Raw genomic sequence first — 24493 nt, 5'->3', positions numbered from 1 at the left:
CCGGGCATCGTTCGCAGCGGGAACACCCCACAAGAAGGAGCACTCGATGGACGGCTACAGCCACCCCTCCCTCGCAGTCCGGCAGGACAGCGTGCAGCACACCATCCCGGGCACCGGCTTCGGCGACAGCCCGCTGCCGCCGCGTGCCCTGGACGTTGGGATGGGCGTGGCGGTGGGCCGCCGCACCGTGTTCCGGCCCGAGGACGAGGAGTCCTTCGGGCGCGTGGCCGACCGCGTGGCCGCGGGCAACATGTCGCTGGTGACCCACGGTTCGGCCGAGGCCCGCGCCCTGGAGGAGATGCGCCTTCGCAACGCCATCGCCACCGGCGCGCTGCTGACCTCGGGCCGTCACCTCCAGCACGGCGACCGCGACCAAGTGGGGCGCAACATGGAGGTGTTCACCAACTGCTCCACCGCGATCAGCTCCTTTGCCGAGTTCTACCTGCTGCTGAACGGCTCCGGCGTCGGCCGCGCCTACGATGATGAGCTGATGGCGGTGGACTGGGCCCGGGCGCCGCGCCTCGTGCTGCACCTGTCGCCCTCGCACAAGGACTATCCCGAGACCCGCCAGGCGCTGCACCGCTTCGGCATCGAGATGAGCCTGCTGCCCTGGGGCAGCACCGAGGAGAGCTTCGACGCCGCCCAGGAGGCCGAACTGCGCGGCTTCCTCGGCCGTGAGCTGCTGCGCGACCTGGCCGACGCCCCGGCCGGCGCCACGATCCACAAGGTCGCCGACAGCCGCGAAGGCTGGGCCAAGGCGGTCGAGATCCTAGAATCCATGGCCTTCGAGGGCCGCGCCGACGAGGTGCTGGTGCTCGACCTGTCCGATGTTCGCCCGGCCGGCAGCCCGATCCGCGGCATGCAGGGGCGCCCGGCCTCGGGCCCGGTGTCGCTGCTGCGGGGCCTGATGAACATCCGCCGCCACGTTCTGGAGCCGTCGCGCGACCGCGACCCCGCGGGCGAGGCGCTGCAGCCCTGGGAGCAGGCGCTGCTGGTGGACCACCACCTCTCGGTCGAGGTGCAGGTGGGCGGCGCCCGTCGCGCCGCGCGCATGGCCACCAAGAGCTGGCGCGACCCCGGTATCGGCCGCTTCATCCGCGCCAAGTCCGAGGGCGGCCTTTGGACCGCCAACAACTCCGTCATGGTGGACCGTGAGTTCTGGGAGCGCGTGCGCACCGGCGAGCCGGACGACCGCCTGACCCAGCACGCCCGCATGGTGTTCGAGGAAGTCACCCGCTGCGCCTACCTCAACGGCGAGCCCGGCTTCATCAACGGCGACATGCTGGAGGACCACCGCACCGGCTCCGCCTGGCAGAAGCCGGTGCACGAGGACGGGCGCGACTTCCGTTCCGACCGGTATCAGGTCGACCACGCGGCGGGGCTGCTGGCCGAGACCGCGCGCCGTGCCTCCTCGGCCAATTTCCCGGTGACCACCAACCCCTGCGGCGAGATCACGCTGCACGTCACGGGTGGCTACTGCGTGATCGCCGACTTCGCGCCGCTGCTGGCCTGCCCGGTGGAGATCAACGCGCTGGAGGCCGGCAACATCCCCGCCGAGGTGGCCGAGGCCTGGGACCGCCGGGTTGAGGACAGCGTCCGCCTGGCGGTGCGTTTCCTGATCCGCGCCAACCGCATGAACGCCCTTTACGGTGAGGAAGTGGCGCGCACCAACCGCATCGGCGTCGGCCCCACCGGGTTGCACGAATGGGCCTGGATGCGCTTCGGCCACGGCTTCCGTGAGCTGCTGGACAGTGAGCGTTCCGCCGATTTCTGGGGGATGCTGGACCGCCTGTCCGAGGCGGCCAAGGCGGAGTCCATCGCCTATGCCGACGAGCTCGGCATGGTGCATCCGGTGACGGTCACCACGGTGAAGCCCGCCGGCACCACCTCGAAGCTGTTTGCCCTGACCGAGGGCGCGCACCTGCCGGCCCGCCGCCAGTACCTGCGCTGGGTGCAGTTCAAGGGCACGCGCGACGAGGCGACGGGCGCCTGGCTCACCGGTTCCGACCCGCTGCTGGCGGATTATGAGGCGCGCGGCTACCCGATCCGGCAGCTGCGCTCCTTCCCCGGCATGAGCATCGTGGGCTTCCCCACCGTGCCGCTGCTGCAGCGGCTGGGCCTGGGCGACGGCCTCGTCACCGCGCCGGAAGCGACGCCGGAGGAGCAGTACCAGTGGCTGCGCCTGATGGAGCGCTACTGGATCGGCGCCGAGCGCGGCAACCAGGTCAGCTACACGCTGAAGGTTTATACCGACCAGCACGACCTCGACAGCTTCCGCGCCATCGTGCGCGACGAGCAGCCGCGGGTGCGCTGCTGCTCGATCCTGCCCAGCCGCCCTGACAGCGAACTGGGCTACGAGTACCTGCCGGAGGAAGAGGTGTCCGCCGGGAAGTTCGCCGCGATCGTGGAGAACATCAACGACGGCACGGTGCAGGAGGCGGTGGACTGGGCACACCTGCAGTGCGCCAGCGGCGTCTGCCCGATCTGATCGAAACATTCTGCAGGAAGCCATGATTTCGACGGCTTCCTGCTTTACTTAATAGCTCCTCCACGGGTTCCACGTATTAATCAGCAGAACGTCGATCAAAGCTTGCGGCCATCGCGGCAGCAGCAGTACCGGAACCCCGAGGAGACGCGATGTCGGGACGATGGAATGGTGTTCCGGCAGCGCCGGAACGGAGCGGCTGGCACTGGGTCGAGGATGGGGACGGGCTTCGCCCCCTGATGTGGCGCGGTGAGGACTGGCCCGACCACGAGAGCCGTGGCGAATGGCGCGACGGCTTCGCGGTGCTGTCCCCGAGTGACCTGCGGTTGGCCCGCTACTACGGGCCCGTCGCCATGCCCGACGCCGTGGCGGAACGCTTCCGCCTCGGCGTGAGCTTCGCGCTGGCCTGACGGCCCCGAGGCCGGAGGCCGTCGCGCCCCGGGGCAGCAGGGCGCCGGGTTGCGGGGCGTCAGGGCAGCTTGCGGAAGGCCTCGCGGAAGAAGTCGCGGCCGCCGAAATTGCCGGACTTCAGCGCCAGCAGGATTTCCTCGCCGTGCCCCTCGGCCAGGGTCCAGGGCACGCCCGGGTCGATCTCCGCCCCGATCCGCAGCTGCCGCACCCCCAGGCGCGACACCACCGCGCCGGAGGTTTCGCCGCCCGCCACCACGAGGCGGCGCACGCCGCGCCCGACCAGCGCTTCCGCAACGCCGGCCAGAACCTCCTCCACCAGCGCACCGGCCGCGTCGCGTCCCAGCTTCTCCTGCAGCGCCGCGACCTTTTCCGGCGGGGCGGAGGCGGCGATCACGATCGGCTGGGTAGCGAGCCGCGTGGCCGCCCAGTCCAGCGCCTGTTGCGTCAGCGCCCCGGCCTCGGGCGTGGCCAGGACGTCGAGCTCCAGAACCTCCAGCGATTCCCGCGCCGCGGCGATCTGCGCCAGCGTGGCGCGCGAACAGGAGCCCGCCAGTACGGCGGCCGGACCCTCGACGGCGGGAAGCTCGCCGGCCTCGCCGCGCGTCGGAAGCAGCCCTTGCCGGCGGAAGTTCTCGGGCAGGCCCATGGCGATGCCCGAGCCGCCGGTGAGGAGGCGGTGCTCCGCCGCGGCCTCGCCGATCACCCGCAGGTCGCTGTCCGACACCGCGTCCACGATGGCGTAGCGGTGCCCCTCGGTGCGCAGCGCCGCCATGGCCTCGCGCATGGCGGCCACGCCCGCCTGGACACGGGCGGTGGGAACCAGCCCGACCTTGCCCTCCGTCTGGCGGCCCAGCACGCGGACCAGGTCGGCGTCGCGCATCGGCGTCAGCGGGTGGTGCTCCATCCCGCTCTCGTTCAGCAGCCGCGTGCCGACGAAGAGGTGCCCCTGGTAGACGCTGCGGCCATTGGCCGGGAAGGCCGGGCAGGCGAGGGCGAAGTCGTCGCCCAGCTCTCGCAGCAGGGCGTCGGCGACGGGGCCGATATTGCCCTCGTCGGTGCTGTCGAAGGTGGAGCAGTACTTGAAGAAGAACTGTTGGCAGCCCGCCTCGCGCAGCCAGCGCAGCGCGGCGGTGCTCTGCGCCACCGCCTCGGCCACCGGGCTGGTGCGCGACTTCAGCGCCACGATGATGGCGTCGGCCTCGGGCACGGGCGTGTCACCGCCCGGCACGCCGATCAGCTGCACGGCGCGCATGCCGTTGCGCACCAGCATGGAGGCGAGGTCGGTGGCGCCGGTGAAGTCGTCGGCGACGCAGCCGAGGAGGGGCTTGTGGTCAGGCATGGGGCTTCTCCTTCAGGCGGCGCCGTTGCGCAGCGCTTGCAGCACGGAACCGTCGAGCGACACGGCATCCTCGCGCAGCAGCGTGCCCTTGGCCACGTCGTGCCGCAGCGCCTTGTTGGCGGCCAGGTAGAAGGGGGCGAGGCCCACCGCCTCGACGGCCGGCAGCAGCAGCGCCGTCATGTCGGTCATGACGTGGTGGTGGCCGCCCATGTGCAGGGTTTCGCCCGCGCGGAAGTCGCGCTCGGCGCGCGCCACCATCACCGCGTGGCGCTCCTGCCGGTCGCTGCCGGAGGGGCGGCCGTGCAGCACGGCCGAGAGCAGCGTCATCGGCGTTTCCAGCCCCATCAGGTGATAGGGGTGATAGATGCAGGCGTACTTGCCGCTGCGGCCGACGACGTGGCCCTTCTCGCGCAGCATCTCCCAGACCGGGGCGTCGGTGCAGCGCACGATCACGAAGACGCCGCCGCCGAAGCTCGCCTCGTCGGTGCGGCGGATGTTGTTGAACACGTCCACCACACTGGTGCGGTCGAGGATGCCGCCATCCTCGCGCGGGATGAACACGTCGGCCAACTCGCTGATGCGGCAGAGCGGGTAGTTCAGCGCGTCGCGCGAGGGGATGAGGCCGGTGGAGTTCGCCACCACGTTCATCTCGCAGTAGTCCGGCGTGGCGCTCTGCGGCAGGGCGCTCAGCGCCGCGCTGCGCCGGGCGATGCCGCCCGCCACGTCGCTGCCGAGGTCCCACAGCTCGCGCAGTGACGTGGCCTCCACCACCTGGCCGGTGTAGTCCACCGTGCCGCGGCGCTCGTCGAAGACGTAGTCGTACTCGCTGGACTTGCCGGCGCAGACCACCTCGAAGCCCAGGGTGCGGGCCCAGGTCACGAGGCCGACGAGGTTGCTGGGCTGGTCGCCATCCGCCGTGGTGTAGACGAGGCCCTTGGCCACGGCGCGGCGGTTCAGCTCCGGCCCCACGACGCTGTCGGTCTCCTTGGTGACCATGGCCACGTGCAGGCCTCGGTCGATGGCGTCGCGGGCGAAGCGGGCGCTGGCCTCCGGCTGGCCGGTGGATTCCACCAGGATGTCGGCCGGAACCCCGGGCAGGAGGTTGGCCTCCGCCGTCACCACGATCGCGCCGGCCGCCACGGCTTCGCGCACCTCCGCCGCCGTGCGGCAGATCCGGGCCGCGTCTTCGGGGAAGCCCAGCTCGCCCAGCAGCGCCATCACGCCGGCGGTGTCGAGGTCGCACAGGGCGGCCAGGGTGATGCTCGGAACCTGCCGGCACTGCACCAGCAGCGACCGCCCGAAGCCGCCCCGCGCGCCCGTGACCACGACGCGGACCGGGCGGCCCAGCTCCTTCCGGAACAGGAATTCGTGGTTCATGGCCCTGCTTCCTTCCTCGGCGCGCCGTGTTTCGCCGGCTGCACTCTTTAAGCTGAATATGGTATACCAACGTCGCGAATGACGCTGCAAGCTTTGAGGGAAAGCGCCGGATGAGCTCGCAAGCCCGCCCCGACCCATCCGCGGAAGCCGACCGCGGGGTGGATCGTCCCGAAACGGAGCCGCTGCGGGGCGACACTCTGCCCAGCCGCATCGCGGCGCGGCTGCGCGACGCCATCACGCGCGACGACCTGCCCGAGGGCACGCGGCTGCGGGAACGGGAACTGGCGGAACAGCTTCAGGTGTCGCGCACGCCGTTTCGGGAAGCGCTGAAGCTCCTCGCCGCGGATGGGCTGGTGACGCTGGTGCCGGGGCGAGGCGCGGTGGTCGCCGGGCTCTCGCCGGCCGAGGTCGCGGAAAAGCTGGATGTGCTGGGGGCGCTGGAACGGCTGGCCGGGCAGGCGGCCATTCGCCTCGCCACGGGTGAGGAACTGGACGCGCTGGCCGGGCTGCACGCGCGCATGGTCGCGGCGCATGCCGAGCGAGACCGAGAGGGCTATTTCCGCAACAACCAGGCCATCCACGGGCTGATCGTGCGGATGGCGCGCAACCGCACGCTGCTGGAGATCCACCAGCGGCTGAACCACCAGCTCTACCGCACCCGCTACCTCGGCAGCGTCAACGAGGATGTCTGGGCACAGGCCATCCGCGAGCACGAGGAGATCCTGCGCCTCCTGCGCGCCAGGGACCCGGCGCTGGGCGCGGTGCTGGAACAGCATGTCCACAGCACCTGGCGCCGCATCGCCCCGGTTGGGGCTGGAGGCTCCCCGGCGGGCTGAGGAGCCTTCCTTCCCCCGGCCGCCGGATGGTTGCCGGGGGCTGCCGCGCTCAGCTGCGCGACAGGATGTCCTTGGCGTCCGCCACGAACTGTTCCGCCGCCACGCGCGGCGTCATCCGGCCGAAGGCCACCTGCTCGTTGGTGCGACGCAGGTTGAAGGCGATCTCGCCGGCGCCCTTGGGCGGCGGGGCGGGGATCGGGCCGGCCGCCTCGCTGACCAACTCGATGTAGCTGACCTGCGCCTTGTCCAGCTCGTTCAGCCCTTCCACGATCGCCGCGCGCTGCCGGGCTGAAACCGACACGCCGCGCTCCACGCCCAGCGCCTTGCCGGCTTCCGGATCGGTGACCAGGAAGTTCATCAGCTTCACCGCTTCCTCCGCCTGGGGGGAGCGCGCGTAGATGCTGAGGAACATCGAGGGCTTCAGGTACTGCCCGGGCTTGTTGTTGGCGCCCGTGCCCTTGGGGTTGAGCGAGATGCCCAGCTTGTCCGGGTTCACCTGCTGGTAGCCGACGAGCTGGTTGGAATGGGCGAAGTCGATCGCCGCCCGGCCCAGCGACAGGGCGGCGGTCTCGATGGTGTCCTTGTTCAGCGCGCCGATCTCGGCCGGAACGCAGGCGCCGCTCTTGCGCAGCGCGGCCCACATCGACAGCCATTCCTCCATGTCGGAGGCATCGAAGCCCAGCGTCTCGTCGGGCTTGTAGAGCGCCTTGCCACGCTGCCGCAGGAAGACCTCGAGCAGGGGCTCGCGCGCGCCGCCGTCGCCCAGGCCGTAGTAGTTCTGGCGGCCGGACTTCTTGGTGATCGCCTCGCCCAGCTTGGCGATGTCGTCCCAGGTCGTGTCGGGCGTGGGCAGCGGCTGCCCGGCGGCTTCCAGCACCGTGCGGCTGTAAAGCATGGCGGTGGAATTGGCGCCGAAATTCACGCCGTAGAGCTTGCCGTTCACCCGGCCGACATCGGTGGCGTCCTTGCCGAAGTCGGTGATCGCCAGCGTCTTCGGGATATAGGGGTCCACCGCCAGCAGCGTGTCGCGGCGCGCGTACTCGAAGAGGTAGCGGTAGTCCATCTGGATCAGGTCGGGCGCGTTGCGGCCCACCACCTGGGTGGCGAGCTTGGGCCAGTAGTCGCCCCAGCCCAGGCTTTCGCCGTCCACCTGCACGTTGGGGTTCGCCGCGGTGTAGAGGCCCATTGCCTTGTAGCTGCGGTCGGAGCGTTCCTTGGAGCCCCACCAGATGAAGCGCAGCCGGGTTTTCGCCTGTGCCAGCGCCGGGCGGCTCGCACCGGTCAGGCCGCCGGCCCCCAGGATCCCGAGCGTCCCCGCGCCCATGCCGGCGCGTAGCAGGCTCCGCCGTGATTGGAACTCCATCGCTTCCTCCACCCGGGCACTCTCAGGGTGCCGCGTTGATGGGAACAGCCTGCCCGCTGCCATGGCAGCTTGCAAAGAGTTCTTACGCCTCGGGACAATGATGGGGGACAACGAAGCGTCTGCGGAGGGTCCGGTGTGCGGGAGGGGTAGCCCGGGCCGGCGGGGGCGGACGGCTGCGGGCTGGACACGGCGCCGCGCGGGGGTGGGTGGCGTTGGTAGAAGGGCGTGCCGCCCGACTCCAGCGCCGCGGCGTCGAAGCCGATCATGCGGGCCAGAAACGCAATGTGCCACGCCGGCGTCCCGGCGTGGCACATCACGGAAGCCCCGGCCCCGAGGGCCTGGGCCTTAGCGGTTGTTCGCCTTGCGCCATTCCGCGAAGAGCTCGAGGTTCTTCGGGTCGGTCGCGGGGTAGAGGCCCCGGATGGTGGCGCCGTCGCGGACGCGTTCGGTCACGAAGTCCTCGTAGGCCGTCATCTCGGTGGCCTCTTCGGCGAGCTCGTCCGCCAGGTGCGCGGGGAGGATGATCACGCCGTCATTGTCGCCCACCACGACGTCGCCTGGGAACACCGGCGCGTCGCCGCAGCCGATCGGCACGTTGATGTCGATCGCCTGGTTCAGCGTCAGGTTGGTCGGCGCGGAAGGGCGGCTGTGGAAGGCCGGCATTTCCAGCGTCGCGATCTCGGCACTGTCGCGGAAGCCGCCGTCGGTGACGACGCCGGCCACGCCGCGCGCCATCAGCCGCGTCACCAGGATGCCGCCGGCCGAGGCCGCGCGCGCGTCCTTGCGGCTGTCCATCACCAGCACGGCGCCAGGCGGGCACATCTCCACCGCCTTGCGCTGCGGGTGCTCCGGGTCGCGGAACACCGACATGTCGTTCAGGTCCTCGCGCGCCGGCATGTAGCGCAGCGTGAAGGCCTCACCCACCATGCTGTCGGTCAGCGGGTGCAGCGGACGCACGTCCTGGATGAACTGGTTGCGCAGGCCGCGCTTGTAGAGCGTGCTGGCCAGCGTCGCGGTGCTGACCTTGCGCAGCTTGTCGCGGGTCTCGGGCTTGAGCGCCATGGGGTGCTTCTTCTCGGCTCAGTAGATCACGGGTTCGGAAACCGGCGCGCCGAACTCGGTGCGCAGGAAGTCGAAGTCGCAGCCCTGGTCGGCCTGCTGGATGTGCTTCGAGAACATCCAGCCGTAGCCGCGCTCGTAGCGGCGCTCCGGCGCCTTCCAGGCCGCGCGGCGCGCTGCCATCTCCTCGTCGGAGATTTCCATGCGGATGGAGCGCGCCTCGACGTCCACCGTGACGATGTCGCCGGTGCGCAGCAGCGCCAGCGGGCCGCCGACGAAGGATTCCGGCGCCACGTGCAGCACGCAGGCGCCGTAGCTCGTGCCGCTCATGCGGGCATCCGACATGCGCATCATGTCGCGCAGGCCCATCTTCAGCAGCTTCTTGGGCATCGGCAGCATGCCCCATTCCGGCATGCCCGGCCCGCCCTGCGGGCCGGCATTGCGCAGCACCATCACCGTGTCGGGCGTGAAGGGGTAATCCTCGTCCTCCACGGCCTTCTTCATGGAAGGGTAGTCGTCGAACACCACGGCCGGGCCGGAGTGCTTGAGGAACTTCTGGTCCATCGCGGCGGGCTTGATGACGCAGCCGTCGGGCGCGAGGTTGCCCTTGAGCACCGCGAGCGAGCCCTCGCCGTAGATCGGGTTCGAGGTCGGGCGGATCACGTCGTCGTTGTAGATCTTCGCGCCCTCGATGTTTTCACCCAGCGTGCGGCCGGTCACCGTGAGGCAGTCGAGGTGCAGGTGCTCGCGGATGTTGTTCATCAGGCCACGGATGCCGCCGGCGTAGAAGAAGTCCTCCATCAGGTAGGTGTTGCCCGAGGGACGGACGTTGCCGATCACCGGCACCTTGCGGGAGTAACGCTCGAAATCGTCGAGGCCGATGTCCTGGCCGGCGCGGCGCGCCATGGCGATCAGGTGGATGATGGCGTTGGTGGAGCAGCCCATCGCCATGGCCACCGCGATGGCGTTCTCGTAGGCCTTGCGCGTCTGGATCTTCTGCGGGGTCAGGTCCTCGTAGACCATCTCGACGATGCGGCGGCCGGACTCGGAGCTCAGGCGGATGTGGCCGGCATCGGCCGCCAGCACCGAGGAGCCGCCCGGCAGCACCATGCCTACCGATTCCGCGATGGCGGTCATGGTGGAGGCCGTGCCCATGGTCATGCAGGTGCCATAGGAGCGCGCGATACCGCCCTCGACGCCCAGCCAGTCCTGGTCGGTGATCTTGCCCGCGCGCAGCTCGTCCCAGTACTTCCAGCTGTCGGAGCCCGAGCCCAGCGTCTTGCCGCCCCAGTTGCCGCGCAGCATCGGGCCTGCCGGCACGAAGATCGCCGGGATGTTCATCGAGGTCGCGCCCAGCAGCAGGCCCGGCGTGGTCTTGTCGCAGCCGCCCATCAGCACCGCGCCGTCGATCGGGTGGGAGCGCAGGAGCTCCTCCGTCTCCATGGCCAGCATGTTGCGGTAGAGCATGGAGGTGGGCTTGAGGTAGCTTTCGCTCAGCGAGAGCGCCGGCAGCTCCACCGGGAAGCCGCCCGCCATCAGGATGCCGCGCTTCACGTCATCGACGCGCGTTTTGAAGTGCGTGTGGCAGGGCTGCAGGTCGGACCAGGTGTTGATGATCGCGATAACCGGCTTGTCGGTCCATTCCTCGGGCGAGTAGCCCATCTGCATGGCGCGCGAGCGGTGGCCGAAGGAGCGCAGGTCGGCCGGGCCGAACCAGCGGCGCGAGCGGAACTCGGACGGGTTGCGGCGGCGCGGCTGGGGCGAGTTCTCGCCGCTGTCCGGCTCCAGGCCGGCAGGAGGCAGGTTGGGGTCGGACTGCGACATCGCTCGATCTTTCGTGGTGCTCATGCCGTTCCAGGCCGCGGGCACGGCATCGGGTAACGGCGGGAAAGGTTTTCTGACGCGGGTCCGCGCCCCGCGGGTGGTGGGACGGGCGGCGGCCTGAACCGCCGCCCGCGGCCCGTCAGTTCCGGCGCAGCTCGCCCTCGACGCGCTGCCAGATGCCCAGCGGGTTGCTGTCGCGCAGCGCCTCGGGCAGCAGCGCCTCGGGGAAGTCCTGGTAGCAGACGGGACGCAGGAAGCGCTGGATCGCCAGCGTGCCGACCGAGGTGGAGCGACCGTCCGCCGTGGACGGGTAGGGGCCGCCATGCACCATGGCGTGGCTGACCTCGACGCCCGTGGGGTAGCCGTTGATCAGGATGCGGCCGACCCGGCGCTCCAGCGTGGGCAGCAGGGCGCGGGCGTGCTCGACGTCGCCGTCCTCCATCTGGATCGTGGCGGTGAGCTGGCCTTCCAGCTTCTCGGCCACGGCCTTCATGGTGGCGACGTCGGAACAGCGGATCACCAGCGAGGCGGCGCCGAAGACTTCTTCTTCCAGCGCCACGTCGGCCATGAACTTCGCGGCGTCGGTGACGAACAGCGCGGCCTGGCCCTGCGTCGGGCCGGAGCAGAGCTGGCCCTCGGCCACCTGCTCCACGTCGGCATGGCCCTTCAGGCGAGCGACGCCTTCCTGGTAGGCCTTGAGGATGCCCGGCGTCAGCATGGTCGAGGCCGGCGCCGCTTCCAACGCGGTGCGGGCGGAAGCGAGGAAGGCGTCGAGATCCGGCCCCTCGACCGCCAGCACGAGGCCCGGGTTGGTGCAGAACTGCCCGGCGCCCATGGTCAGCGAGCCCACGAAGCTCTTGCCGATCTCCGCGGCGCGCTTGTTCAGGGCGGCGGGCAGGAGGAAGACCGGGTTGATCGAGCTCATCTCGGCATAGACCGGGATCGGCTCGGGACGCGCGGCCGCCGTCTTCATCAGCGCCGTGCCGCCGGAGCGCGAGCCGGTGAAGCCCACCGCCTTGATGCGCGGGTCCGCCACCAGCGCCTGCCCAACCTTGGAGCCGGAGCCGAACAGCATCGAGAACACGCCCTCGGGCAGGCCGCACTTGCGCACCGCCGCCTGCACGGCGCGGCCCACCATCTCGGAGGTGCCGGGATGCGCGGAATGGGCCTTCACCACCACCGGGCAGCCGGCGGCCAGCGCCGAGGCCGTGTCGCCGCCGGCCACCGAGAAGGCGAGCGGGAAGTTCGAGGCGCCGAACACCGCCACCGGGCCCAGCGGGATCTGGCGCTGGCGCAGGTCCACGCGGGCCATGGGCTTGCGGTCGGGCAGGGCGGGGTCGATGCGAACGCCGATCCAGGAGCCTTCGCGCACCACCTGGGCAAACAGGCGCAGCTGGCCGACGGTGCGGCCGCGCTCGCCCTCGATGCGCCCGCGCGGCAGGCCGCTCTCGGCGCAGGCGCGCTCCACCAGCGCGTCGCCCAGTTCCAGGATTTCGGCCGCCACGGTTTCGAGGAAGGTGGCGCGCTCCTCCAGGCTCAGCGCGCGATAGGTGTCGAAGGCCTCCCAGGCCAGGGCGCAGGCCCGTTCGACCTCGGCGCCGGCACCGCCGGGATAGGCCGGCTGCATGGTTTCCCCGGTGGCGGGGTTGATCGCCTGGATCTCGGCATCGTGGCCGAGCACCGCGGCGCCCCCGATCAGCATCTCACCCGTCAACTGCATCGCACATCCTCCATGACCGACGTATCGGTCGGGCCTTCTCAGGCGTGGCGCCCGGATGGAAGCCGGGCTGCGTTCCGCCGCGGAGATTGGCCTCTCTTTGGTCAGTCTTCTAGATAGGCTATCCATGCCTGTCCAAGACATAAACTGGATGCAGTAATGCGGAAGCTGGATCGATGTTCGAGCTGAACCAGCTGCGCTGCTTCGTGGCCGTGGCGGAGGAGCTGCATTTCGGCCGCGCGGCGATGCGCCTGCACATGACCCAGCCGCCGCTGAGCCGCCAGGTGCAGCTGCTGGAAGGGGCACTCGGCGTGCAGCTGCTGGAGCGCAACAGCCGCTCCGTGCGGCTGACCCCGGTCGGGCGGACCTTCCTGTCGGAAGCGCGGCGGCTGCTGCAGATGGCCGAAGGGGCGGCCGTGGCGGTGCGGCGCGCGGCACGGGGTGAGGCGGGCTCGGTCACCATCGGCTTCACCGCCGGCACCAGCTTCGGCTTCCTGCCCCGCTTCGTGTCAGCCGTGCGCCACGCCCTGCCGGGCATCGACCTCGCATTGCATGAGATGATGACGCGCGAGCAGGTGGAAGGGCTGGCGAGCCACCGCATCGACCTCGGCTTCGCGCGGCCGCCCTTCGACTCGCGCGGGGTGGCGACGCTGGGCGTTTGGCGCGAGTCCCTTTTGCTCGCAGTGCCCGAGGCGCATCCCTTCGCCGCGGGCGAGGGGGCCTTTCCCCTCGCGGCCCTGACGGGGCAGGACCTGGTGATGTATTCGCCGACCGAGGGGCAGTACTTCCACGGTCTGGTGTCGGACCTGCTGCGCCGGGCCGGGGCGCTGCCGCACTACGTGCAGCACATCAGCCAGATCCACACGATCCTGCCGCTGGTCAGCGCCGGGCTGGGCCTCGCCATCGTGCCCGAATCCGCGCGGCGCCTGGGGATGCCCGGCATCCGCTACCGCGTGCTGGACGCCGATACGCCTTCCACCGAGCTCTTCGCCGTCACGCGCGAGGACGACGCCACGCCCGCCCTGCTGGCCGTGCTGGACGTCCTGCGGCGGGAGGTGGCGCAGCTTCCCGCCGGTGCCGCGGTGCGGGACGGCCCTCCGTGTCCCGCGGCCTGAGCCTCGTTGTTTGACCTCGGCGCCGGGCCCGGCCCTTATGCGGCGACCTGGGGCGACGCGGTCCAGGTGTCGGTGGTGGTTCGACCCGCCGGCGTGCCGGCATCCGGACCGCGTCGCCCGAACCCGTGCCGATCTTCCGGAGCAAGCCGATGACCGCCGAGATCCTGATGATCCAACCCCTGCCGGAGCCGACCGAGGCGGAGCTCGACGCCACCTACACGGTGCACCGGCTCTACGCGGCCGCGGACGCGCAGGCGCTGCTGCGCGAGGTCGGTCCGCGCATCCGCGGCGTGGTGACGGGCGGCGTGAAGGGCGCGTCCCGCGCGCTGATGGAAGCGCTGCCGAAGCTCGAGATCGTGGCGGTCAGTGGCATCGGCACCGACGCGGTGGACCTGTCTTACGCGCGGGAGCGCGGCATCCGCGTCACCACCACGCCCGGCGTGCTGACCGAGGACGTGGCCGACATGGCCATGGCGCTGGTGCTCGCCACCCTGCGGCAGACCGTGGCGAACGACCGCTTCGTGCGCTCCGGCCAGTGGAGCGGGGGCGTCGCGCCGCCCATGTCGCGCAAGGTCAGCGGCACTCGCCTCGGCATCCTGGGCCTGGGCCAGATCGGCCGCGCCGTGGCGCGCCGGGCCGAAGGCTTCGGCATGCCCATCAGCTACAACAACCGCAACCCGGTGCCCGACGTGCCCTACCGCTTCGTTGCCGATGCGCTGACGCTGGCGCGGGACTGCGACGTGCTGGTGGTCGCCGTGTCCGGTGGCGCCGCGACGCGCGGGCTGGTGAGCGAGGCGGTGATCGAGGCGCTGGGACCCGATGGCGTGCTGGTGAACGTCGCGCGCGGCAGCGTGGTGGACGAGGACGCGCTGGTGCGGGCCCTTCAGGATGGCCGCCTCGGCGGCGCCGGCCTCGACGTCTTCGCCGATGAGCCACGCGTGCCGGAAGCGCTGCTCGGCATGGATCAGGTGGTGCTGCAGCCGCACCGGGCCAGCGCCACGGTGGAAACGCGCCTCGAGATGGGGCGGATCGTGCTGCGCAACCTCGCAGCCCAGTTCGCGGGTGAGCCGCTGCCGAGTGCCGTGGTCTGACGCCGGGCCGCAGGGGCTTCGACCTCTATCGCGCATGGGGCTGGTAGAGCGGCCATGCGCCGGACGCCACGAAGACCGCCATGTGGAGGAGGGTTACGTCTTCCACATGGCATGAGGCGCCGTGCGGCCTGAACCCATCCCGGGCGCCGTCCGCCTGGGCTTCCGGTGCCGCCGCCCCGGCCGCATGATCGACCGCAACCGCGCCCCGGCCGGGGCGGGGTGAGCACACCGCAGGGGATGCACGATCGGCATGAAGGTCTTCTGGCATGAGCGGCAGCTCGACCACGCGCCGGCGTTCTTTCTCCAGCGCGGGCAGCTCCGGCCGCATTTCGAGGTGCCCGACCGCGCCCGGGCGCTGCTCGGCGCCTGCGCCGCCATGGGGCTCGACATCGCCGCACCCCCACCGCCTGAGCGGGCGGCGTTGGAGCGCGTGCACCCGGCGGAATACCTCGACTTCCTCGGGGGCGCCTTCGAGGCCTGGCAGGCTATGCCGGGCGCCGGGCCGGAACCGGTGCCCAACATGCACCCCTCGCCCGAGATGCTGGCGCAAGGGTGCGAGCGTTCCGGCACGATCATCGGGCAGGTCGGCTGGTACGTGGCCGACACCGCCTGCCCGATCGGGCCGCACACCTGGGCCGCCGCCGAGGCCGCGGCGGCCTGCGCGCTGGCGGCGGCCGGGGAAGCGGCGGCCGGGCGCCATGCCTACGCCCTGGCCCGTCCGCCCGGGCACCACGCCTATGCCCTGCGTGCCGGCGGCCATTGCTACATGAACAACGCCGCGATCGCTGCCGAGCATCTGCGGGCGTGTGGCGCCGCGCGGGTCGCGGTGCTCGACATCGACAGCCACCACGGCAACGGCACGCAGGGCATCTTCTGGGAAAGGCCGGACGTGTTCTTCGCCTCCGTCCATGGCGATCCGAACCGCTATTACCCCTGGTATGTCGGCCATGCCGGGGAAAGGGGCGCCGGCGCAGGGCAGGGGTTCAACCTCAACCGCCCGCTGCCGCTGGGCAGCGGCGACGCGGCCTGGCTGTCGGCCATCGACGAGGCCGTCACGGCCATCCGTCGCTTCGCCCCCGCCGCGCTGGTGTTGAGCCTCGGCTTCGACGCCTCGGAGCACGAGCCGCTGAACGCCCTGTCTGTTACGGCGGAGGGTTTTGCGCGCGCGGGCGAGCGCGTGGCGGCGCTCGGCCTGCCCACCGCGGTCGTGCAGGAGGGCGGCTACGCGGTGGAACAGCTGGGCGGATTGCTCCGCCGCTTCCTGGACGGCTTCCTGGGCGGCGAGGGCGCCTGACCCCTCCGGCCGCGCGCCTAGTAGCGGGTGCGGGGCGCGTTGGCCGGGAGCTGGTTCTGCGTCTGGCTGGAAGACCACCCGTAAGACCACAGGGCTGCCGGGCCCGAGAAGGAGCCCGGATACGGGCCCACGGAAGACTGCCCCTGGTACGAGTCCCCGAAGGCCCCGCCCGATGGCGTTGTGCCGGGATAGGGACCGAAGTTCGAACCGCCCGAAGGGCCGAAGCCGGAACGGGACGGAATAAAGGACGGGCCGGTGGTCAGGCTGGAGTCCGAGGTGCTGAAGGGGTCCATCGGCCCCGCGAGGTCCACCGCCTGGCCACCGAACGGAACCTGCGCCCCCGGCAGAACCGGGTTCATCGTGGCGTCGTCGTCGCCCGCCCCCTGTGTGCCGCCCATGCCGCTGCCAATCCCGCCCGCCGAAGCGCTGCCGAGGCTGCCGCCCGGCGCGCCGTTCTGGCTGCTATTCTGGCTTGCTCCCTGCAGGCCGCCTTGGGCTCCACCCTGAGTGCCACCTTGGGTGCCACTTCGGGTGAGGGACGTGCCACCGGACGAGGTATCGCCGATGCCGCCCGTCATGCCGGACGCGACGGAGCCGAAGCCCGTGGCGGAGCTGAAGCCGGTGGCGGAGTCGCTGTCGCCCGAACTGGCGGCCGCCCCGAAGCCGACGGCGGCGTTGTCGCCGTTCGAGCTGGAGGAGCCTGAGCGGCGAAACCCGCCACTGCCGCCGCCACCGCCGCCCAGCGCGGAGGCGCCGACTCCCGAGGTGCCGACACCCGCAGCGCCAAGTCCCGAAGCGCCAAGTCCCCCTGCGGCAGCGCCGCCCAACCCGGCGCCGGCGGAGAGTCCTCCTCCGGACAATGATGCTCCAGCGCCGCCGAGGCTGGTACCCAGGCTGCCGCTCATCGCTGCGGCCTGGGCTGCGGCCGGGTCCATCTGCGTGCCGGCCCCTGCGCCAGCACCGCCGGTCAGGGCCGAAAGCGGATCGCCCCCCATACCCCCGGCACCGCCGAGGGAGGAGGAGGCGGAAAGACCCGGCTGGCCGTTGAAGCTCCCGCCGCCGCCGGTGGGCAGCGAAGGGGGCGTGTTGCGGCAGCTGTAGGACTGCTCGAAACGGGGCCAGGTGCTCTTCCAGGTGGTCGCGCCCTGGCCCTGGATGCGCATGCTGCCGCCATTGGGCATGGCCAGCACATAGGCCACCATGCTGCGCCGGACGGGTGCCAGGATGCGCGTGCCGCCGCTGATCACGGTGGCCGTGTCGCCCCGGATCTCGATCCGCAGGTCGGCATTCGTGCCCGTGCTGGCTGCCGGGCGGCACCACAGCGCGGTCACGGTGTCAGCATGGGCGGCCGGAACCCAGGCGGCGGTCAGCCCCAGCAGGACCCCGGAAACGGGCAGGGCCGCGAGCATCCTCAAACGCATCCCGGCCTTATCCTCCGAACCGACCGCCCGATGGTAGCGCCAAACCCCCCACGATCACAGCCACATCCTGTTTCGGGGCGCGGGGGTGCGCGCACGCGATCGTGCGGGACACCACCCCGCGTGCCCGGTCACGGGCAGCGGCCGGCGGTTCCAGCGTCCCGCCTCGGGGCGCATGCTCGTGCGGTCCCGGACACGTCTCGGCCTCGGCACGAGGCGGGCCACGGCGGATAAGCAAGCAAGGAGACGGCGCGATGCAGTACCGGCAACTGGGCAACAGCGGCCTGCGGGTTTCCCCGATCTGCCTGGGCACCATGACCTTCGGCGATACCACCGGCGAGGCGACGGCGCGGCGGATCGTGGCGCAGGGACGCGAGCGCGGCATCAACTTCATCGACACCGCCGACGCCTACAGCAAGGGCGGCTCGGAAGGGATCACCGGCCGTGCCATCGCGTCGGATCGCGACTGGTGGGTGCTGGCCACCAAGCTCGCCAATCCGATGGGTGAGGGACCCAACGAGCGTGGCCTGTCGCGGCGCCGCTGCTTCGCCGAGGCCGAGAGCAGCCTGCGCCGCCTGGGCATCGAGACGATCGACATCCTTTACTTGCACAAGGAAGACCACGACACGCCGCTGCGCGAAACGGTGATCGCGATGGGCGACCTCATGCGACAGGGCAAGATCCGCTACTTCGGCGTGTCGAACTACCGCTCCTGGCGCCTCGCCGAGATCTGCCGGCTGTGCGACGAGCTCGGCATCCAGCGGCCGGTGGTCAGCCAGCCCTACTACAACGCCGTGAACCGAATGCCGGAGGTCGAGCACCTGCCGGCCTGCCAGTATTACGGCCTGGGCGTGGTGCCCTACAGCCCGCTGGCGCGCGGCGTGCTGACGGGCAAGTACCGCGCCGACGCGCCACCGCCCGAGGGCACGCGCGCCGCGCGCGCCGATCGCCGCATCATGCAGACCGAGTGGCGGCCGGAAAGCCTGCGGATCGCCGAAACCCTGGCGGAGCACGCCAGAGCGCGCGGCATCACGCCGGGGCAGTTCGCGGTGCGCTGGGTGCTGAACAACCGGCTGGTCACCGCGGCCATCGCCGGGCCGCGCACCGAGGAGCAGTGGGCGGACTACCTCGGGGCGCTCGACTACCAGTTCACGGCCGAGGACGAGGCCCTGGTGGACGGCCTCGTGCCCGCCGGACATCCCTCGACCCCGGGCTACACCGATCCGGCTTACCCGATCGAGGGGCGGGTGGCACGCACGGCCGGGGGCGCTTAGGGCGCCCTCATGTCGGCCTGGTGCCGCGTTTCGGGGCGTCGGAGGTTGCGCTGAACCTTTGCTATCCGGTCGGCGCCAGCCGCCCGGATTAAAGCAGGACGAGGTCGTCGCGGTGGATGACCTCGTCGCGGCCGCGCAGGCCCAGGATCGCCTCGATCTCGTCGCTCTGCCGCCCGGCGATGCGCCCCGTGGCCGCGGCGTCGTAGGCCGACAGCCCGTGCGCGATCACGTGCCCGGCCTCATCGCGCACCGCCACGGCGTCGCCGCGCTCGAACTGGCCGGCCACCGAGCGGATGCCGGCCGGCAGCAGCGAGGAGCCGTTGCGCAGCGCCCGCACCGCACCCGCATCCACGGTCACGCTGCCCTGCGGCGCCAGGCTGCCGGCGATCCAGCGCTTGCGGGCCGAACGGCCCTCGGGCGCCGGCAGGAACCAGGTGCAGCGCGCGCCGTCGAGCAGCCGTTGCAGCGGGTGTTCCGCGGTGCCCAGCGCGATGGCCATGGCGCAGCCGGCGCCGGTGGCGATCTGCGCCGCGATCAGCTTGGTGCGCATGCCGCCGGAGGAATAGCCCGGCGGTGGCTCGCCCCCCATGGCCATGATCTCGTCGGTGACGCGCTCGATCACCGGCAGGTGGCGGGCCTGCGGGTCGCGGCGCGGGTCGGCGGTGTAGAGGCCGTCAATGTCGCTCAGCAGCACCAGAGCGTCGGCCTGCACCATCTCGGCCACGCGGGCGGCGAGGCGGTCGTTGTCGCCGAAACGGATTTCCGCCGTGGCCACGGTGTCGTTCTCGTTGATCACCGGCACGCAGCCCAGCGTCAGCAGCGTGGTGAGCGTCGCGCGGGCGTTGAGGTAGCGGCGCCGGTCCTCGCTGTCCTGCAGCGTCAGCAGCAGCTGCGCCGCCGCGATGTCGTGCGCGGCAAAGGCCGACTGCCAGGCGCCGGCGAGGCGGATCTGCCCCACGGCGGCCGCGGCCTGCTTTTCTTCCAGCCGCAGGCGCGGTTGCGTCAGCCCGAGTGCGCGGCGGGCCAGCGCGATGGCGCCCGACGAGACCAGGATGACCTCCGCCCCGCCGGCGCGCAGCGCGGCGAGGTCGGCGGCGACCGATGCCAGCCACGCCTCGCGCGGGGCGGCGGTGGCCGGGTCCACCACCAGGGCGGAGCCGACCTTGACGACGATGCGGCGCGCGGTGCGAAGGTCGCTCACGCCGCGGTCTCGCGCTGCTCCGCGATCACGTCGGCCAGGCGGCGCAGCGCGGCCGGCACGCCGTCGCCCGTGGCGCCGCTGATCAGCATCACCGGGTTGCCGGTGGCACGCTCCAGCGCCTTGACGCGGCTGGCGCGCGCCTGCGGCGTCATGGCGTCGGTCTTGTTCAGCGCCACGATCTCGGGCTTGTCGATGAGGCCGCCGCCGTATTCCTCGAGCTCGGCCCGCACGGTGCGCCAGGCGCCCACTGGGTCGGCTTGCGTCCCGTCGATCAGGTGCAAGAGCACCGCGCAGCGCTCCACATGGCCCAGGAAGCGCGTGCCGAGGCCGGCGCCTTCCGCGGCACCCTCGATCAGGCCGGGGATGTCGGCCAGCACGAATTCTTCCGAGGCGTTGAGGCGCACCACGCCCAGCTGCGGGTGCAGCGTGGTGAAGGGATAATCCGCGATCTTCGGCCGCGCGGCCGAGGCCGCCGCCAGGAAGGTCGACTTGCCGGCATTGGGCAGGCCCAGCAGCCCGGCATCGGCGATCAGCTTCAGGCGCAGCCAGACCCAGCGCTCCTCGCCCGGCCAACCGGGATCGGCACGGCGCGGGGCACGGTTGGTGGAGGTCTTGTAGTGCGCGTTGCCGCGCCCGCCGTCGCCGCCGGTGCACAGCGTCGCGCGCTGCCCGACCTCGGTCAGGTCGGCGAGAACGGTTTCCTTGTCCTCGTCGAGCACGACGGTGCCGACCGGAACCTTCAGCACCACGTCCTCGCTGCCGGCGCCGGTGCGGTCGGAGCCAGCGCCGTTGTCGCCCTTGCGGGCACGGAAGTGCTGGGAATAGCGGTAGTCGATCAGCGTGTTCAGGCCGTCCACCGCCTCGACGATCACGTCGCCGCCGCGGCCGCCATTGCCGCCGTCGGGGCCGCCGAACTCGATGTACTTCTCGCGCCGGAAGGCGACCACGCCGTTCCCGCCGTCGCCGGCCTTGAGGTACACCTTCGCTTCGTCGAGGAACTTCATCGGATCACGTGAGCCTGAAACGACGAACGGGGGCCGCCGTAGCGGGCCCCCGTCCGGGAAAGAAAACCGTATCGGTTAACCGTACTGGGGGGAGGCGCCTTACTCGGCGGCCGCCGGCAGCACGTCCACGGACACCATCACGCGGCCCTCGGCCTTGCGCTCGAACTTCACCACGCCGTTCGCCACGGACTGGATGGAGTGGTCGCGCGACACGAGCACGTTGCGGCCCGGCAGCATCTTGGTGCCGCGCTGGGTGACGATGATGCAGCCCGACTTCACGGCCTGGCCGCCGTAGAGCTTCACGCCAAGGCGCTTGCCGGCGGAGTCGCGACCGTTGCGGGAGGAGCCGCCAGCCTTCTTGTGTGCCATCTCTGGAACTCCGGTTTCTGGTTCAGGCCGCGGCGATGTCGCCGATGCGCAGCACGGTCATGTGCTGGCGGTGGCCGTTCTTGCGGCGGCTGTTCTGCCGACGACGCTTCTTGAAGATGATGACCTTCTCGCCGCGCTTCTGCTCGAGCACGGTCGCGGTGATGGAGGCACCGGCCACGGTCGGGGCGCCCAGGGTCAGGCCGGCGTCGCCGCCGATGGCCAGAACGTCCTGGAAGGTCACGGTGGAGCCGGGCTCGGCCTCGAGCTTCTCCACGATCAGCACCGAGTTCGGGGTGACGCGGTACTGCTTGCCGCCGGTGCGGATCACTGCGTAGGTCATCGTTACGCCTGTTGAATCAGTAGGAATGAGGCCGCGAGCGGCGGTGCGGCGGCACCGTGGGCACCTCCGGGAAGCGGGCCGTATAAGGGGAGGGCCGGCGGGGAGTCAAGGCAAAGGCGACCCGCGCAAACTGTGCCCCGCCCCATTGCGCGACACGGGTTCCGCCCTTATAGCCCCGCTCCGAGCATGGCTCGGCGCGGAGAGGTGCCAGAGTGGTCGATTGGGACGGTCTCGAAAACCGTTGTGCTCGCAAGGGTACCGTGGGTTCGAATCCCACCCTCTCCGCCAGTTAGTTCAACAAGTCATTGTTTATACTGAATTTTTTCTAGATTAGTTTTTCGGTCCCTACCTGGGTCCCTACTTCAATGCGGTTCTGCTGGATGCATACAGGCACAGCTGGATACAGCCTCCTTCCTAGTTTCTTGTCCTGAAGCCCTTTCGCCTATGGCATCTCTGACCTGCCATGGATAAGGTGGCGGTAGGATCGAGCTGCCAGCGTGCGCACGCCTTCGCATCCTTACCTGAGGCTTGTCGGAAGGTTGTGCTGTCTGGTTGCCATCACCAAGCCTATTCCCCCTAAGACGTAGATCCTGCTGTGGCTTAAGCTTGCAGCATGGCAGCTAATAGTCTCGACAGGCTCCTGGCAGCTCTCGTCGTTCACCTCCACTCCGCCTCCGTCTGCACCATCGGCCAGGGCTGGCGTTTGGCTATTGCGCCCCTTGAAGCGGCAACCGTCCATCATGTCCTTGCCGGCTCTGGAATCGTCCGTGTCGGCAATGCTGCTCCAGTTCCTTACGCTTCCGGCAGTGTCATCGTCGTACCACCCCGCCAGGGCCACATCGTCGGCGATGCTTGGCCCGGAGCGCGAGAGGTAAACGCCGGAGAAACCTGCGGCCCTTTCGCTGACGGGCTGGCGGCCTTCACGGCCGGCTCTGGGCCCGGCACGTTGCTGCTGTGCGGCTCCATCCCGGCTTCTCATGGGTTGGCACTCAGCCTCTTCGATCTCCTGACAGAGACGGTTGTAGAGGCGCCAGCCGATGATGTGGGCCGTGGTATCTTCGACCTTATGCGAGCGGAGGTTGCGGCACCTGGCCTCGGCACGGCGGCTGTGACCGAGGCGTTGATGAAAGCTTGCCTTGCTGCCGTTCTGCGAGGACGTCTCCGGCGTGGAGACCAGGGCCTGCTTCCCGCAGCCCTGCCCAAGGATCCCCGTCTCATCCGCGCCATCCTTGCGGTACTCGAAAATCCTGGTGCGCCACATACGGTTGCGAGTCTCGCCGACAGAGCCGGGATGAGCCGCGCGTCGTTCGCTGACCATTTCGCGCGAGCGCTGGGAAGCGGACCGATGGAATTTGCACAGTCTGTGCGGCTTCACGCGGCCGCACGCCTTCTTGAAACAACCGACCTGCCTTTGAAGGCTGTTGCGGCGGCCATTGGCTATGCCGATCCATCCTCCTTCTCGCGAGCCTTTCGTGGAGCGTACGGGACCGACCCGACGGCCTATCGCGTCCTGAACAGCTAGACCCCTAGGCAGCTCCGACGGCTGCCCGACCTGGGCGCGTTCTCGGTGTGATGTGAGCACCAGCGAGGTAGAGCTGGCGCTGACGCCGGTCGGCCGACACGACGTCCAAAAAGACCGGCACGGCGTCTAATTCATCCCAAGCTCTGGCAACCTCGCGGGCGCCGCTGAACTTCGGCGTCCATGCACCACAGCTCGTGGCGGTCCCTGCCGGAACGTCGGAGAAGCCACTTGCTGTGCCCAGGATCATACCCGAGGGCTGGCGGGCTGCCTCGCTCGGACTGCGAGAACGAAACGTTCTGGGACTTAACCAAGGAGGACCGCAGATGAGCCTTGCCGAACCCGTGCGCTACACTCCCGCCGTCGAGGAAATCCAGCCCGGCGAGCAAGAGACGATCCAGGGCCTCAACGACACCTTCGACACGATCCTGGAGACCACCGCCAAGGAGGATGGCCACGCGGTCCGCTCCGTACACGCCAAGGCGCACGCGATCCTGGAGGGCCGGATGGTGGTGGCCGACAACCTGCCGCCGGAACTGGCCCAAGGCGTCTTCGCATGCCCTGGCGAGCACAAGGTCTACATGCGGATCTCGACCAATGCCGGCGACATCCTGCCGGACACGATCTCGCTCCCGCGCGGGCTGGCGCTGAAGGTGCTGGACGTCGAGGGCAAGCGGCTGCCGGGTGCGGCAGGAACGACCCAGGACTTCATCATGGTGAACGGTCCGGTCTTCCAGGCCAAGACCGCCGACAAGTTCCTCGGCAACCTCAAGATGCTGGCGGCAACCACCAACCGGATGGAGGGCGTGAAGGAGGTGGTGTCCAGTGTCGCGCGTGGCCTGAACACCGCTCTCTCCGCGGTCGGGATCGAGAGCACGAAGTTGCAGTCCCTTGGCGGCGCGCCGAACGTCAATCCGCTCGGTGAGACCTACTACAGCGTTACGCCTTTCCGGTACGGCGACTACATCGCGAAGTTCAGCGTCGCTCCCGTCGCTCCCGCCCTGCTCGCCCACAAGGATCAGCAGATCGACGCCAGCGACGACCCAGATGCAATCCGCGACGCCGTGCGGTCCGAAATGCAGAGCATTGATGGTGTGTGGGAGTTCCGCGTGCAGCTCTGTCGTGACCTGGAGAAGCAGCCGGTCGAGGACCCGACCGTGGAGTGGGACGAAGAGGAGGCGCCGTTCCGGACGGTGGCCACCATCACCGCACCACGCCAGGACAGCTGGGATCCTGCTCAGGTTCAGGCGGTGAACGAAGAGATGCACTTCATGATCTGGACCGGTCTCGCTGCGCACCAGCCGCTAGGCAACATCAACCGTGCCCGACGCGAAGCCTACATCCACTCGACCCAGTTCCGGGAGCGCTTCAATCGTTGCCCGGTGCATGAACCCAGCGCCCGCCAAAGCGCCTGAAGCTCTTCTGATCCTATCGCTCACACGGCAGGGTCTTTCTGC

Annotated in this window: 20 protein-coding genes and 1 tRNA gene; 10 read left to right on the top strand and 11 right to left on the bottom strand. The window is 70.3% G+C overall.

From position 1 onward, the window contains the following. The first annotated feature begins 46 nt into the window (after positions 1–46). Both ACFFGY_RS16170 and ACFFGY_RS16165 read left to right on the top strand, forming a co-directional pair. Entirely contained in the window at positions 47–2488 is a 2442-nt protein-coding gene (locus ACFFGY_RS16170; protein WP_377045536.1) for a recombinase, read from the top strand. A gap of 149 nt (positions 2489–2637) precedes the next feature. Next, the gene (locus tag ACFFGY_RS16165; RefSeq protein WP_377045535.1) at positions 2638–2895 is read left to right on the top strand and encodes a hypothetical protein; all 258 of its coding nucleotides are present in this window, start codon (positions 2638–2640) and stop codon (positions 2893–2895) included. 59 nt (positions 2896–2954) lie between these two features. Here ACFFGY_RS16165 and otnK read toward each other — a convergent pair whose 3' ends face one another. Both otnK and ACFFGY_RS16155 read right to left on the bottom strand, forming a co-directional pair. Further along, on the bottom strand, positions 2955–4235 hold the full coding sequence (gene otnK / locus ACFFGY_RS16160) for a 3-oxo-tetronate kinase (protein ID WP_377045534.1): 1281 nt from the start codon (positions 4233–4235) through the stop codon (positions 2955–2957). 12 nt (positions 4236–4247) lie between these two features. Beyond that, positions 4248–5612, bottom strand: coding sequence for an NAD(P)H-dependent oxidoreductase (locus ACFFGY_RS16155; RefSeq protein WP_377045533.1), 1365 nt, complete (start codon positions 5610–5612; stop codon positions 4248–4250). Between the two features lie 110 nt (positions 5613–5722). Between ACFFGY_RS16155 and ACFFGY_RS16150 the strand changes: the two genes are divergently transcribed. Then, entirely contained in the window at positions 5723–6448 is a 726-nt protein-coding gene (locus ACFFGY_RS16150; RefSeq protein WP_377045532.1) for a GntR family transcriptional regulator, read from the top strand. Between the two features lie 49 nt (positions 6449–6497). Here ACFFGY_RS16150 and ACFFGY_RS16145 read toward each other — a convergent pair whose 3' ends face one another. The 4 genes from ACFFGY_RS16145 to ACFFGY_RS16130 form a co-directional block, all read right to left on the bottom strand. After that, positions 6498–7811 carry an ABC transporter substrate-binding protein gene (locus ACFFGY_RS16145; RefSeq protein ID WP_377045531.1) on the bottom strand — a complete coding sequence of 438 codons (1314 nt, stop codon included), beginning with the start codon at positions 7809–7811 and terminating at the stop codon, positions 6498–6500. 345 nt (positions 7812–8156) lie between these two features. Then, positions 8157–8873 carry a ribonuclease activity regulator RraA gene (locus ACFFGY_RS16140; RefSeq protein WP_377045530.1) on the bottom strand — a complete coding sequence of 239 codons (717 nt, stop codon included), beginning with the start codon at positions 8871–8873 and terminating at the stop codon, positions 8157–8159. An 18-nt stretch (positions 8874–8891) separates the two neighbouring features. Continuing rightward, on the bottom strand, positions 8892–10718 hold the full coding sequence (gene araD, locus ACFFGY_RS16135; RefSeq protein ID WP_377045529.1) for an L-arabinonate dehydratase: 1827 nt from the start codon (positions 10716–10718) through the stop codon (positions 8892–8894). Between the two features lie 115 nt (positions 10719–10833). Continuing rightward, positions 10834–12414 (bottom strand): aldehyde dehydrogenase (NADP(+)), encoded by a 1581-nt coding sequence (locus tag ACFFGY_RS16130; protein WP_377045528.1) that lies wholly within the window; start codon positions 12412–12414, stop codon positions 10834–10836. Between the two features lie 173 nt (positions 12415–12587). Here ACFFGY_RS16130 and ACFFGY_RS16125 point away from each other — a divergent pair, with 173 nt between their 5' ends. From ACFFGY_RS16125 to ACFFGY_RS16115, 3 genes are all read left to right on the top strand, one after another. Continuing rightward, complete coding sequence (locus ACFFGY_RS16125; RefSeq protein WP_377045527.1) at positions 12588–13526, top strand: LysR substrate-binding domain-containing protein; 939 nt, start codon at positions 12588–12590, stop codon at positions 13524–13526. A 149-nt stretch (positions 13527–13675) separates the two neighbouring features. After that, on the top strand, positions 13676–14617 hold the full coding sequence (locus tag ACFFGY_RS16120; protein WP_377045526.1) for a 2-hydroxyacid dehydrogenase: 942 nt from the start codon (positions 13676–13678) through the stop codon (positions 14615–14617). 250 nt (positions 14618–14867) lie between these two features. Beyond that, the gene (locus tag ACFFGY_RS16115; protein ID WP_377045525.1) at positions 14868–15911 is read left to right on the top strand and encodes a histone deacetylase family protein; all 1044 of its coding nucleotides are present in this window, start codon (positions 14868–14870) and stop codon (positions 15909–15911) included. 17 nt (positions 15912–15928) lie between these two features. Here the strand turns inward: ACFFGY_RS16115 and ACFFGY_RS16110 are convergent, their stop codons facing one another. Then, a complete protein-coding gene (locus ACFFGY_RS16110; RefSeq protein ID WP_377045524.1) occupies positions 15929–17332 on the bottom strand; it encodes a hypothetical protein in 1404 nt (467 codons plus the stop codon). A gap of 251 nt (positions 17333–17583) precedes the next feature. Between ACFFGY_RS16110 and ACFFGY_RS16105 the strand changes: the two genes are divergently transcribed. Then, a complete protein-coding gene (locus ACFFGY_RS16105; protein ID WP_377045523.1) occupies positions 17584–18603 on the top strand; it encodes an aldo/keto reductase in 1020 nt (339 codons plus the stop codon). A gap of 88 nt (positions 18604–18691) precedes the next feature. On the opposite strand, the gene proB is transcribed toward ACFFGY_RS16105, so the two are convergent. From proB to rplU, 4 genes are all read right to left on the bottom strand, one after another. Beyond that, the gene (gene proB, locus ACFFGY_RS16100; RefSeq protein WP_377045522.1) at positions 18692–19804 is read right to left on the bottom strand and encodes a glutamate 5-kinase; all 1113 of its coding nucleotides are present in this window, start codon (positions 19802–19804) and stop codon (positions 18692–18694) included. Further along, entirely contained in the window at positions 19801–20808 is a 1008-nt protein-coding gene (gene obgE / locus ACFFGY_RS16095) for a GTPase ObgE (protein ID WP_377045521.1), read from the bottom strand. Before obgE ends, proB begins: the two co-directional genes overlap by 4 nt. Before the next feature lie 99 nt (positions 20809–20907). Next, a complete protein-coding gene (gene rpmA / locus ACFFGY_RS16090; protein ID WP_377045520.1) occupies positions 20908–21177 on the bottom strand; it encodes a 50S ribosomal protein L27 in 270 nt (89 codons plus the stop codon). 22 nt (positions 21178–21199) lie between these two features. Then, entirely contained in the window at positions 21200–21517 is a 318-nt protein-coding gene (gene rplU, locus ACFFGY_RS16085; RefSeq protein WP_377045519.1) for a 50S ribosomal protein L21, read from the bottom strand. Between the two features lie 198 nt (positions 21518–21715). Between rplU and ACFFGY_RS16080 the strand changes: the two genes are divergently transcribed. From ACFFGY_RS16080 to ACFFGY_RS16070, 3 genes are all read left to right on the top strand, one after another. Beyond that, positions 21716–21805 (top strand) — tRNA-Ser (locus ACFFGY_RS16080). 325 nt (positions 21806–22130) lie between these two features. After that, the gene (locus ACFFGY_RS16075; protein ID WP_377045518.1) at positions 22131–23039 is read left to right on the top strand and encodes an AraC family transcriptional regulator; all 909 of its coding nucleotides are present in this window, start codon (positions 22131–22133) and stop codon (positions 23037–23039) included. A gap of 323 nt (positions 23040–23362) precedes the next feature. Next, positions 23363–24451: a catalase family protein gene (locus ACFFGY_RS16070; protein ID WP_377045517.1), complete on the top strand. Its 1089-nt coding sequence runs from the start codon at positions 23363–23365 to the stop codon at positions 24449–24451. Positions 24452–24493: the final 42 nt, after the last annotated feature.

This window comes from Roseomonas elaeocarpi (assembly GCF_042433915.1).
Classification (GTDB): domain Bacteria; phylum Pseudomonadota; class Alphaproteobacteria; order Acetobacterales; family Acetobacteraceae; genus Roseomonas; species Roseomonas elaeocarpi.
This window is presented reverse-complemented; position numbering and strand designations above follow the sequence as displayed.

What these genes read in the sequence shown, in the direction of transcription:
- ACFFGY_RS16170 (WP_377045536.1), top strand. Translation starts at nt 47, where the DNA reads ATGGACGGCTACAGCCACCCCTCCCTCGCAGTCCGGCAGGACAGCGTG.
- ACFFGY_RS16165 (WP_377045535.1), top strand. Translation starts at nt 2,638, where the DNA reads ATGTCGGGACGATGGAATGGTGTTCCGGCAGCGCCGGAACGGAGCGGC.
- otnK (WP_377045534.1), bottom strand. Translation starts at nt 4,235, where the DNA reads ATGCCTGACCACAAGCCCCTCCTCGGCTGCGTCGCCGACGACTTCACC.
- ACFFGY_RS16155 (WP_377045533.1), bottom strand. Translation starts at nt 5,612, where the DNA reads ATGAACCACGAATTCCTGTTCCGGAAGGAGCTGGGCCGCCCGGTCCGC.
- ACFFGY_RS16150 (WP_377045532.1), top strand. Translation starts at nt 5,723, where the DNA reads ATGAGCTCGCAAGCCCGCCCCGACCCATCCGCGGAAGCCGACCGCGGG.
- ACFFGY_RS16145 (WP_377045531.1), bottom strand. Translation starts at nt 7,811, where the DNA reads ATGGAGTTCCAATCACGGCGGAGCCTGCTACGCGCCGGCATGGGCGCG.
- ACFFGY_RS16140 (WP_377045530.1), bottom strand. Translation starts at nt 8,873, where the DNA reads ATGGCGCTCAAGCCCGAGACCCGCGACAAGCTGCGCAAGGTCAGCACC.
- araD (WP_377045529.1), bottom strand. Translation starts at nt 10,718, where the DNA reads ATGAGCACCACGAAAGATCGAGCGATGTCGCAGTCCGACCCCAACCTG.
- ACFFGY_RS16130 (WP_377045528.1), bottom strand. Translation starts at nt 12,414, where the DNA reads ATGCAGTTGACGGGTGAGATGCTGATCGGGGGCGCCGCGGTGCTCGGC.
- ACFFGY_RS16125 (WP_377045527.1), top strand. Translation starts at nt 12,588, where the DNA reads ATGTTCGAGCTGAACCAGCTGCGCTGCTTCGTGGCCGTGGCGGAGGAG.
- ACFFGY_RS16120 (WP_377045526.1), top strand. Translation starts at nt 13,676, where the DNA reads ATGACCGCCGAGATCCTGATGATCCAACCCCTGCCGGAGCCGACCGAG.
- ACFFGY_RS16115 (WP_377045525.1), top strand. Translation starts at nt 14,868, where the DNA reads ATGAAGGTCTTCTGGCATGAGCGGCAGCTCGACCACGCGCCGGCGTTC.
- ACFFGY_RS16110 (WP_377045524.1), bottom strand. Translation starts at nt 17,332, where the DNA reads ATGCGTTTGAGGATGCTCGCGGCCCTGCCCGTTTCCGGGGTCCTGCTG.
- ACFFGY_RS16105 (WP_377045523.1), top strand. Translation starts at nt 17,584, where the DNA reads ATGCAGTACCGGCAACTGGGCAACAGCGGCCTGCGGGTTTCCCCGATC.
- obgE (WP_377045521.1), bottom strand. Translation starts at nt 20,808, where the DNA reads ATGAAGTTCCTCGACGAAGCGAAGGTGTACCTCAAGGCCGGCGACGGC.
- rpmA (WP_377045520.1), bottom strand. Translation starts at nt 21,177, where the DNA reads ATGGCACACAAGAAGGCTGGCGGCTCCTCCCGCAACGGTCGCGACTCC.
- rplU (WP_377045519.1), bottom strand. Translation starts at nt 21,517, where the DNA reads ATGACCTACGCAGTGATCCGCACCGGCGGCAAGCAGTACCGCGTCACC.
- ACFFGY_RS16075 (WP_377045518.1), top strand. Translation starts at nt 22,131, where the DNA reads ATGGCAGCTAATAGTCTCGACAGGCTCCTGGCAGCTCTCGTCGTTCAC.
- ACFFGY_RS16070 (WP_377045517.1), top strand. Translation starts at nt 23,363, where the DNA reads ATGAGCCTTGCCGAACCCGTGCGCTACACTCCCGCCGTCGAGGAAATC.